The sequence below is a fragment of the Desulfovibrio piger genome (assembly GCF_012843875.1).
In the GTDB taxonomy this organism is placed as follows: Bacteria; Desulfobacterota; Desulfovibrionia; order Desulfovibrionales; family Desulfovibrionaceae; genus Desulfovibrio.
This window is the reverse complement of the sequence record NZ_JABAFY010000065.1, coordinates 1-10,987: the sequence shown is the minus strand read 5'-3', so window position 1 is coordinate 10,987 and position 10,987 is coordinate 1. Positions and strand designations below refer to the sequence as shown.

General features: G+C 66.6%; 9 protein-coding genes. 1 reads left to right on the top strand and 8 read right to left on the bottom strand.

Going from position 1 to position 10,987, the window contains the following annotated elements:
- Window positions 1–95 precede the first annotated feature (95 nt).
- The 8 genes from HF854_RS11410 to epsC form a co-directional block, all read right to left on the bottom strand.
- Window positions 96–1,622, bottom strand: coding sequence for a YifB family Mg chelatase-like AAA ATPase (locus HF854_RS11410; RefSeq protein ID WP_168936402.1), 1,527 nt, complete (start codon window positions 1,620–1,622; stop codon window positions 96–98).
- Between the two features lie 285 nt (window positions 1,623–1,907).
- On the bottom strand, window positions 1,908–2,528 hold the full coding sequence (gene lepB / locus HF854_RS11405) for a signal peptidase I (RefSeq protein WP_168936401.1): 621 nt from the start codon (window positions 2,526–2,528) through the stop codon (window positions 1,908–1,910).
- 85 nt (window positions 2,529–2,613) lie between these two features.
- The gene (locus HF854_RS11400; RefSeq protein WP_168936400.1) at window positions 2,614–3,987 is read right to left on the bottom strand and encodes a sodium-dependent transporter; all 1,374 of its coding nucleotides are present in this window, start codon (window positions 3,985–3,987) and stop codon (window positions 2,614–2,616) included.
- A 329-nt stretch (window positions 3,988–4,316) separates the two neighbouring features.
- Entirely contained in the window at window positions 4,317–5,696 is a 1,380-nt protein-coding gene (locus tag HF854_RS11395; RefSeq protein WP_168936399.1) for a sodium-dependent transporter, read from the bottom strand.
- Window positions 5,697–5,739: 43 nt separating this feature from the next.
- Entirely contained in the window at window positions 5,740–7,041 is a 1,302-nt protein-coding gene (locus HF854_RS11390; protein WP_168936398.1) for an NCS2 family permease, read from the bottom strand.
- Between the two features lie 274 nt (window positions 7,042–7,315).
- Complete coding sequence (locus HF854_RS11385) at window positions 7,316–8,569, bottom strand: amidohydrolase family protein (protein WP_168936397.1); 1,254 nt, start codon at window positions 8,567–8,569, stop codon at window positions 7,316–7,318.
- A 16-nt stretch (window positions 8,570–8,585) separates the two neighbouring features.
- Window positions 8,586–8,732 (bottom strand): hypothetical protein, encoded by a 147-nt coding sequence (locus HF854_RS11380; protein ID WP_168936396.1) that lies wholly within the window; start codon window positions 8,730–8,732, stop codon window positions 8,586–8,588.
- Window positions 8,729–9,640: a serine O-acetyltransferase EpsC gene (epsC, locus tag HF854_RS11375; RefSeq protein WP_040369750.1), complete on the bottom strand. Its 912-nt coding sequence runs from the start codon at window positions 9,638–9,640 to the stop codon at window positions 8,729–8,731. The genes HF854_RS11380 and epsC overlap by 4 nt, the downstream gene beginning before the upstream one ends.
- A 287-nt stretch (window positions 9,641–9,927) precedes the next feature.
- Between epsC and HF854_RS11370 the strand changes: the two genes are divergently transcribed.
- A complete protein-coding gene (locus HF854_RS11370; protein ID WP_168936395.1) occupies window positions 9,928–10,857 on the top strand; it encodes a phosphoglycerate dehydrogenase in 930 nt (309 codons plus the stop codon).
- Window positions 10,858–10,987 lie beyond the last annotated feature (130 nt).

Sequence of the window (10,987 nt, the reverse complement as noted above, 5' to 3'; positions counted from 1 at the left end):
TCGGTTATCTTTCGACTGTCGAGCAGCTGCGGGAAAAGGGTATCCTGCTTGCGGTGCAATTCATTTGACAATCTGCCCACAAATCTTCTCCGCCCCTACTGCGGGCGATCCAGCACGCGCAGGGAGATGGCCTCGGCCACATGGGCGGGAGCGATGGCGTCCTTGCCCTCCAGGTCGGCGATGGTACGGGCCAGACGCAGCACCCGCGTGTAGGCGCGGGCGGAGAGGCCCAGGGCGCGCACGGCCTGCTCCATGAGCGCGTGCCCGGCGGCATCGAGGGCGCAGTAGCGTTCCAGCAAAAAGCCGCCCAGATCGGCATTGCAACGGCAGGCTGTACCGGCATAGCGGTCATTTTGGCGCTCACGGGCCGTCAGGACGCGTTTTCGGATGGTGGACGAGTCTTCGGCAGGGCTGCCCCCGCGCAAATCCTCATAGGGCACGGCAGGCACCTCCACGTGGACGTCGATACGGTCCAGCAACGGACCGGACAGCCGGTTGCGGTACCGGTGCAGGATGTCGGGGCGGCAGGTGCATTCGTGGTCGGGGTCCCCGTAGTAGCCGCAGGGACAGGGATTCATGGCGGCCACCAGCATGCAGGCGGCCGGATAGGTGAGGCTCTGCCCGGCACGGGCGATGGTCACGCGGCCGTCCTCCAGGGGCTGGCGCAGCACTTCCAGCGCGTTCTTGCGGAATTCGGGCAGCTCGTCGAGGAAGAGCACGCCGCGATGGGCCAGGCTCACCTCACCGGGCAGGGGATGCAGGCCGCCGCCCACCAGGGCCACCTCCGAGACCGTGTGGTGCGGCGCCCGGAAGGGACGCACGCGCACCAGCCCCTGACTGGGGGCCAGCTTGCCCGCCACGCTGTAGACCTTGGTGACTTCCAGGGCTTCTTCAAAGTCCAGGGGCGGCAGGATGGTGGGCAGACGCTGGGCCAGCATGGTCTTGCCGCTGCCGGGCGGGCCGATCATGAGCAGGTTGTGCCCACCGGCGGCCGCCACTTCCAGCGCACGTCGCGCGCCCTGCTGGCCGCGGACCTCGGCAAAGTCCATGCCGGACAGGACGGCATCCTCCGGAGGCGCGGGCAGGGGCTGCCGGGCTTCGAGCTCTTCCCGCCCCAGCAGAAAGGCCACGCACTGGGAAAGATGCGCGGGCGTGTAGACCGCCACGTCCCGGACCACAGCCGCCTCCGCGCCGTTGTCCGGGGGCAGGATGACGGAAGCGAGGCCCAGCTGCCGGGCCATGATGGCCAGGGGCAGCATGCCGGGCACCGGCCGGAGCGCACCGGAAAGGGAAAGCTCTCCGGCAAAGACCCGGCCCTGCAGGGCTTCCACGGGGATCTGCCCGCTGGCCGCCAGCAGGCCAAGGGCCAGGGGCAGGTCGAAGGCGGTCCCGCTCTTGCGGCGTCCGGCCGGGGCCAGATTCACGGTGATGCGCGAGGGCGGCAGGCGAAATCCGCAGGCCCGCAGGGCCGAAAAGACCCGCTCCCGGGCCTCGCGCACGGCCGCCTCGGCCAGGCCCACCAGCGTGAAGCCGGGCAGGCCCTGACGCACCAGGTCCACTTCCACATCCACCGGGAAGGCATCCACCCCTTCCAGACCGGCGCCGTACAATCGTATGACCATACTCCTCCCCCGCGCCGCCGTCGCCCCTTTGCGGAAAGGGCCATCCCCGTACGGGATGACCGTCGCTCCGGCCCGTACGGCGGCTGTAAAAAAAGCGCTGCCGCATCTGCGACAGCGCCTGTGATCATGCTTCTGTGGAAAAAGCCCGCAGGACACGGCAGGGATCGCACCCGTCATGCCCTTCCGGCAATATGCACGGGAAAGAGGCCACGGCCGGGAACGGAACGTCCTTCCGCTGCCGGTACGATGCCTCTTCCCGCAACAGGATCTCCCCGGTCCCGCGCCCTAGCGGACGGCCTTGCCGATACGGCTCCAGCGCGGGCTGTTGTCCTTGTCGTCCCAGGACCAGTAGATGCGCCAGGCCTTGGCCTGGATGGCACCGCGATCCACAAAGCCCCAGAAGCGGGAGTCCAGCGAATTGTCGCGGTTGTCGCCCATGACGAAGTACTTGTCCGGCGGCACGGTCACGGGCCCGAAGTTGTCGCGGATGGGCTCGATGATGTTGGGCTGCTCGTAGCGGATGTACTTTTCTTCCACGGGCATGCCGTTGCGGTAAAGACGCTTGTCACGCACGGTGATGACGTCGCCGGGCAGGCCGATGACGCGCTTGATGTAGTCCACCGAGGGATCGTTGGGGTATTCGAAGATGATGATGTCACCGTAGGCGGGATCATCGCCACGGTAGATGTAGCTGTGGGTGAAGGGGATCTTGATGCCGTAGGCGAACTTGCTGGCCAGCAGGTGGTCGCCCACCAGCAGGGTCTCGACCATGGATTCCGAGGGGATCTTGTAGGCCTGGACCACGAAGGTCCTGATGACGAACGCCAGGACCAGCGCCACCAGCAGGGCTTCGCCGTATTCACGGATCAGCGATTTCTTGGAGGATTTCTGCAGCAGAGTACTCATGGATCTTCCTTTTTCGGGATTGCCGCCCAAGCGTGCGGCCCTTGCACTATGCCCCGGCACGGCGCCGAGGGCAAGTACCCGGAGATTATTTGCCGAACTTGTCCACGTAGCCCATGACGAAGACCAGCAGGATAATGCAGGGCAGGCCGTAACGCAGATAATACTTCATGAAGCGCGGGAAACGCACCCCCTGGCCCTGGTTGACCTCGGCCACGAAGTTGTCCCAGCCCCAGCCGCGCCGCCAGCTGCAGAAAAGCAGGAAGAGCAGGCAGCCGAAGGGCAACAGGTTGTTGCTGAGCAGGAAGTCTTCCAGATCCAGCACGCAGGTGCCGGGGCCCAGGGGCTGGAAGTCGGCCAGCAGGTTGAAGCCCAGCGCACAGGGCAGCGAGGCCAGCCACAGACAGACGAAATGCACGGCGCAGGCCCGGCGGCGCGGCATGCCGCTGACGTCCACGCTGTAGGAGATGATGTTCTCGAACACGCCGATGACCGTGGAGAGCGCCGCGCAGCTCATGAACACGAAGAAGAGCGTGCCCCAGAGGATGCCGCCGTCCATGGCGTTGAAGATGTTGGGCAGGGTGATGAAGATCAGGCCCGGGCCGCTGTTGGGCGCCACGCTGAAGGCGAAACAGGCCGGGAAGATGATCAGGCCCGCCATGATGGCCACGAAAGTGTCCAGGCTCATGATCCACAGGGCCTCACCGGTCAGGGAGCGGTCCTTGCTCTGGTAGCTGCCGAAAATGGTCATGTTGCCGATGCCCACCGACAGGGTGAAGAAGGCCTGGGTCATGGCCGCATTGAGCACGGCGTACCAGCCCACGCTCTGCATCTTCTCCACGTCCGGGGCCAGATAGAAGCTCACGCCCGCGCCCGCACCGGGCAGGGTCAGGCTGCGGACCACCAGCAGCACCAGGATGGCCAGCAGGCCCACCATGATGACCTTGACCACGCGCTCCACGCCCTTCTGCACGCCCATGGCGCAGACCAGGCAGCCCACGCCCACCACGATGGTCATGCCCAGCACCTGTTCGAAGGGGCTGGCCAGGGTGCTGCCGAAAAAGGACGCCACGCCCGCGGTGTCCAGACCGGAAAGGTTGCCGGAAAAGCTGTGCCAGCAATAGGCCAGCATCCAGCCCGTGACCGTGGTGTAGAACATGGAGAGCAGGTAGCTGCCCCACAGGGGGATCTTGCTGAAGATGTGCCAGCGCGTGCCCTCGGGCGGCAGGACCTTCAGGGCCCGCCCCATGTTGCTGCGGGACGCACGGCCCACGGCGAATTCCATGATCATCACCGGCAGGACGGCCAGCAGGCAGAGCAGGTAGACGCCCACGAAGACCGCGCCGCCGTAAGCACCGGTGATATAGGGGAAGCGCCAGACGTTCCCCAGCCCGATGGCGCAGCCCGCCGAAAGCAGCAGAAAGCCCAGACGGCTGCCCAGCATCTCTCTGGACTGAGACATGAAACCTCCCTGCCGGCCGCTGGGTCGGCATGTGTCGTTGTGCACGGGAAGAGAGCCGGAGGCCTCTGCCCGGCGCCCTGCCCTTTACGGTCCGCGCCGCCCCCGGCCGGAGGCGTGCAGCCGTCAGGCTGCTGCGGGGACGCTGCCCGGGTCATCTTCCGGGAGCAGGACATGATGATGCCGTCCCGCGGACGGCCTAAGATCCGTGGATGCGGCCCGGGCTCTCATGCTCCGGGCCGTGCATGACAGGACCGCCCCCCGGAGGCCGCCATGCGGCGCGGGGAACGGTCCCGACAGCGGGAGCGGCCCTTGCGGACCGCCGGGCCCGCCTACTTCCAGAACTTGTCCACGTAGCCCATGACGAACACGAAAATGATCAGACAGGGCAGGACGTAGGTCACATAGCCGCGCAGCCAGCGGGGGAACTTCATGCCCACGCCCTGGTCCACTTCGGCGATGAAGTTGTCCCAGCCCCAGCCGCGGCGCAGGCAGCAGAAGAGCAGGAAGAACAGGCCGCCCAGGGGCAGGATGTTGTTGCTGATGAGGAAGTCTTCCAGATCCAGCACGCAGGTGCCGGCGCCCAGGGGCTGGAAGTCGGCCAGCAGGTTGAAGCCCAGGGCACAGGGCAGCGAGCAGACCCAGATGCCCACGGCATGCAGCCAGGTGGCGCGGCGGCGTTCCATGCCCCACACGTCGGCGCTGTAGGAGATGATGTTCTCGAACACGGCGATGACCGTGGAGAGGGCCGCGAAGCTCATGAAGATGAAGAACAGCGTGCCCCACAGCTGGCCGCCGGCCATGACGTTGAAGATGTTGGGCAGGGTCACGAAGACCAGACCGGGGCCGGAGCCGGGCTCCACGCCAAAGGCGAAACAGGCCGGGAAGATGATCAGGCCGGCCATCAGGGCGACGAAGGTATCCAGGCCCATGATCCACATGGCCTCACCGGTCAGGGAGCGGTCCTTGCCCTGGTAGCTGCCGAAGATGCACATGGCGCCGATGCCCACGGACAGGGTGAAGAAAGCCTGGTTCATGGCCGCGTTGATGACCGGGAACAGGCCGGTCTTCTCCAGCTTGGAGGGATCGGGCGACAGGTAGAAGGAAACGCCAGCCTCGGCGCCGGGCAGGGTCAGGGAGCGGATGACCAGGGCCATGAGGATGAAGAGCAGGCCCAGCATCATCAGCTTGACCACGCGCTCCACGCCCTTCTGCACGCCCATGGCGCACACGCCGCAGCCCACGAGCACCACCAGGGTCATGCCCACCACCTGGGCCACGGGGTCGCCCAGGGTGGCGCCGAAGAACTTGCCCACACCGGCGGCATCCAGGCCGCTCAGGGCGCCGCTGGCCATGTACCAGCAGTAATAGAGCATCCAGCCCGTGACCGTGGTGTAGAACATCATCAGCAGGTAGCTGCCGATAAGGGCCACCTTGCCGCCCCAGTGCCACTTGCTGCCCTTGGGCTCAAGGATGTGGAAGGCCAGGCCCATATTGCGGCGGGCGGCACGGCCCACGGCGAATTCCATGATCATGGTAGGCACCACAGCGAACAGGCAGAGCAGATAGATACCCACGAAGATGGCGCCACCATACGCGCCGGTGATGTAGGGGAAACGCCAGACGTTCCCGAGGCCGATGGCGCAGCCCGCCGAAAGCAGCAAGAAGCCCAGACGGCTTCCCAGCATCTCACGCTGTGTGTTACCAGACATAATTCCGCCTTGATCCTTTGAGAGTTGATATGGTCCAGCCCTGCTAGCCGCGCAACGCAAAGTTGGCGGCAAAGCAGATGGCAACAATGTACATGATGGGGCTCACCTCGCGCCAGCGCCCGGTCAGGACGCGCAGCACCACGAAGCTGATGAAACCGAAGCCGAAGCCCGTAGCGATATTGAAGGTCAGGGGCATGGCGATGATGGTCAGGAAGGCCGGGATGGCCACGCTCAGATCGCGGAACTTGATCTGCACCACTTCCTGCATCATCAGGGCGCCCACCAGCACCAGCACGGGGGCCGTGGCATAAGCGGGCACCATGGCCACCAGCGGCGTGAAGAACAGGGCCAGCAGGAACAGGCCCGCGATGGTCACGGCCGTCAGGCCGGTACGGCCGCCTTCGGCCACACCGGCGGCGCATTCCAGATAGGACGTGGCCGTGGTGGCGCCCAGCACGGCGCTGCACATGGTACCGATGGAGTCGGTCACCAGGGCCCTGTCCAGATGGCGGATGTGGCCATCCTCATCCATGAAGCCGGCCTTGCGCGCCAGGCCGATGAGCACGCCCATGTTGTCGAACAGGTCCACCATGGTCAGGGTGAAGATGATGGAGATCAGGCCGTGATGCAGAGCGCCCTTGAGGTCCATCTGCATGAAGGTCTCGGTGGGCAGGGGCAGGCTGAAGCCGGAAAAGGCCTGCTCCGGCATGGCGGTCACGCCGCAGAGCACACCGGCCACGGTGACGGTCAGGATGCCGATGATCATGGATCCGGGCACCCGCAGGCACATGAGCATGGCCAGCAGGGCCAGGCCGCCCAGGGCCAGCAGGGCTTCGGGCTTGGTCAGGGGCCCCAGGGTGACGAAGGTGGAGGGGTCCGCCACCACGATGCCGCAGTTCTTGAGGCCGATGAAGGCGATGAAGGCCCCGATGCCGACCACGATGGCGTATTTCAGGTCCATGGGCACGGCGTCGATGATCATTTGCCGCACGCGGGTCACGGTCAGCAGCATGAAGAACACGCCGGAGATGAAGACGGCGCCCAGGCCCGTCTGCCAGCTGTAGCCGGCCGGGCCACAGACGTAATAGGCAAAAAAGGCCGTGATCCCCAGACCGGGCGCCACGCCCACGGGGAAGCGCGCCCACAGGCCCATGAGCAGGGTGATGGCGATGGTCACCCAGATGACGGCGGCCACGGCGCTCTCGCGCGGCATGCCCGCATCGGCCAGCATGGAAGGCACCACGAAGATCAGGTAGCACATGGCCATGAAGCTTGTCAGACCGGCACGCAATTCCTGCCGGACCGATGTCCCGTTGCCCTTGAGGTCAAAAATCTTTTCCAGCATACATCCTCCTTTCGAGCCGGAGCGGCGCCGCCGTGGGAGTGCGGGCCCCGGCGCACCGGCAAAAAAGACAGGCCCCCAGGGGCCGGTCCCCGGGCATGCGCCCGACCGGCCGGGGCCATCTTCCCTGGCCTGCGGCAGCGCGGCATCCGGCTGCGCTCCGCAACAGTGGTGCGAAGCGTTCTTATACCCGGCAAGGCCCGCTCTGCCAAGTGCGCCGCCAAAGCAAAAAAGGCGCGGCACCCCCTCAGGGATGCCGCGCCGGCAAAAACGTTCCTCAGGCGGCCGGGCCGGTGCTGCCCTGCTCCGGGCCGCTCCAGACACCTTCGGTGACCACATGGCGGCCCCGCGCCCAGACATGGCGCGGCCAGCCCTGCACCTCAAGGCCTTCATAGGGCGTATAGTCGCCCTGATGCAGGCCGCGGACGCTCAGCTCCCGGCAGCAGACAGGATCCAGCACCACCACGTCGGCGTCGAAACCGGCTTCCAGACGGCCCTTGCGTTCGCCCAGGCCCAGCAGGGCGGCAGGCGTGGTGCAGGCCACATCCACGAAGCGCGGCAGGGTCAGGCGGCTTTTGCGCACGCCTTCCGAGAACAGCAGGGGCAGGCGCGTCTCCACGCCGGGCATGCCCTGCGGGCAGGCAAAGACCGATTCCCGGCCGGTGGCCCACTTGCGGGCATAGCTGACCTCGTCATGGGCGGAGACCACATGATCCAGCAGGCCGCGGGCAAGCGCTTCCCACAGCAGGCGCCCGTCACGCGGGGCCCGCAGGGGCGGCATGCAGACATACTTCAGGCCCTCGGCCGCCCCCTCGCCATAGCTGGCGGCATCCAGCAGCAGATAGCGCGGCGCCGTGCAGGCATGGATACGGCCGCAGTCATGCCCGCCGGAAAGCGCCGTCAGGGCGCGTGCCGACGAGACCGGGCCCAGACACAGCGGGCTTTCCGCCGCATGGGCCAGGGTCAGCGCCAGACGCACGGCCGTTTCTTCGGCATAGGCCGGGAAGACCTGCGGCCAGATCTGCACGTCCCGCTGCCCTTCGGCTTCCAGACGGGCACGCATGCCCCTGACCACGGGCTCCAGACCGCAGGCCGCCAGCGGCAGCATGCCCTGGCTCTTGAGACCGCGCAGGCGCGTGCAGGCGTCGGCAGCCGTCAGCAGCGACGCGGGAAAGGCCGCGCAGGCCGCCGCATCCGGCAGTTCTCCGGCGGCATCGGCGTGCACGACCACATCCAGGGGCAGGCCGTCCGTGACCGGCGTGGAGCCGTCGCACGGCGGCAGCACGCCCAGGCTGGTGGTACCGCCCAAGAGCGCGGCCCGGGCCAGGCCGCCCAGCCCCGCACCGGCGGGACGCACCTGGGCGTCCACCCCACCGGGCAGCACATAGCAGTCCGTGGCGTCCACCACGCAGGCGCCGGAAGCGGAAAGGCCTTCGCCCACTTCCACGATACGCTCGTCCTCCAACAAGACATCGGCCCTGCGCACGCCGTCATGGCGCACCACAAGACCACCCTGTACCAGAGTACGCATGATCCCGACCTCGCTGTTACAGGCCGCGTCCCATGGAGACGCCGCCGATCATCTGTCCCTTGGCCTTGACCTCCGTGCCGCAGCCGCTCAGGCAGGCCGCCAGCATCACCGCCACCAGCAGGAGCAGCGGCAGGAAAAGGCGCCCCTTGCGCACGGGCCTCATGACGGACGCTCCTGCGTGACCTTGGCCCCGGCGGGCACGTCGTCGGTGATCCAGACGTTACCGCCGATGACCGCGCCCCGGCCCACGGTGACGCGGCCCAGGATGGTGGCGCCCGCGTAGACCGTCACCTTGTCTTCCAGGATGGGATGGCGCGGGATGCCCTTGGTCAGGGTCCCGTCGGCATTCTTGGGGAAGGAGAGCGCCCCCAGGGTCACGCCCTGGTAAAGACGGCAGCTGTTGCCGATGATGCAGGTCTCGCCGATGACCACGCCCGTGCCGTGGTCGATGAAAAAGTCGTTGCCGATGGTGGCCCCGGGATGGATGTCGATGCCCGTACGGGAGTGGGCCATCTCGGAGATGATGCGCGGGATCAGCGGCACCTTGAGGCTGTACAGCTCATGGGCGATGCGGTGATGCACCATGGTGTACATGGAGGGATAGCAGAAGATGGTCTCGCCGGGGCTGGTGGCCGCGGGGTCGCCCTCGTAGCCCGCCTGGGCATCCCCGGCCAGCTTGTGGCGGATGTCCGGCAGCTTGTCCATGAAGGCCAGCGCCAGCTCGCGGCTGTTGCGCTCACAGTTCTGGCAGCCTTCGCCCTCGCCCTTGCAGGAGAAGGAGATGCCGCGCTGGATCTGCTCGGCCAGCAGACGGTAGACGCTGTCCAGATTGGCGGCCAGGTGATGGCGCATGGATTCCCGCCAGACGCGCGCGGCCCCGAAATAGCCGGGGAACAGGGCGGCCCGCAGGCGATCCATGATCTCGTTCAGCCTGTCCAGGGAAGGCATGGCCATGCCGCGGGCCGAACAATGCCAGACCTTGTCCAGGGATTCGGGATGGCAAAGACGGTCGACCACGGAATCCAGCCGCTCCATGGCGGCGGAAGAAGTATTGTCCTGAAGAATGCTCATAGTCACCTGCGTTGCATTTTTTCGCGCATTGTACACGGCAGACGCCCGCAAGGCAAAGGAAAACGGGCACCTGCCCGCGACCGCGTCCGGCGTTGACAAATCCGCCTGCTGGGCTAGGTTCAGGACGCAGGCCCCTGCCGCCCGCGCAAAAACGGCCCGGCCCGCACAGCGCATCCAGAAGGGCATGAACGGCTCTTCCCCGGCCTGCCCGGCCCTTTTCCGCCGGGCATCCTGCGGGCAAGGAACGCCTGCCCCGCCGCACACCTTTCCCTACAAGGAGCCCCGTCATGAAAGTCCTCGCCACCCCGCGATCCTTCGGCAAGAACAATCCCGAACTCTTCGACATCCTCCGCGATGCGGGGCTGGACGTCGTGCGCAACGATACCGGCGGCATCCTCTCCGCCGACCGGATGTGCGAAAAGCTGGCCGACTGCGACGGCCTGATCGTGGGCGTGGACCCCGTCGATGCCACGGTGCTGGCCGCCGCGCCCCGTCTGCGGGCCATCGCCAAGTACGGCGTGGGCCTGGACAATATCGACCTTGCCGCCTGCGAGGCCCGCGGCATCAAGGTCTCCCGCACCGTGGGCGCCAACAGCGAGGCCGTGGCCGACTACGCCCTGGCCCTCATGCTGGGCGTGGCCCGCAAGGTGGCCCTCATCGACCGCCGCTGCCGTGAATGGGACTGGAGCAAGATCACCGGCATCGACCTGTACGGCAAGACCGTGGGCATCATCGGCCTGGGCGCCATCGGCAAGCGGGTGGCCCGCCGCTGCGGCGCGGGCTTCGGCATGAAGGTGCTGGGCCACGACATCGTCTGGGACGACGCCTGGGCCAGCGGGAACCATGTGGAGCGCGCCGGTCTGGAGCGTATCTTCCGCGAAGCCGACTTCATCAGCCTGCACACCAGCCTCGACGACAGCACCCGCCACCTGGTGGATGCCCCGCGTCTGGCCCTCATGAAGCCCACCGCCATCCTCATTAACACCGCTCGCGGCGAGCTGGTGGACGGCCCCGCCCTGCTGGAGGCCCTGGAGCAGAAACGCATCTACGGCGCCGGTCTGGACGTCTTCGAACAGGAGCCGCCGCAGGATGCCCGCTGGTACGCCCTGGACAACTTGGTCATGGGCTCCCACTGCTCGTCCTCCACCAGCGGCGCCGTGGCCACCATGGGCCACATGGCCGTCAGCAACCTGCTCCGCGATCTTGGCTTGAAATAGGCGATAGCTTTTTGTGGGATGATGACGCGAGGGGGAGAGGGAAACCGTTTTGTGGCAGATTGTCAAATGAATTGCACCGCAAGCAGGATACCCTTTTCCCGCAGCTGCTCGACAGTCGAAAGATAACCGA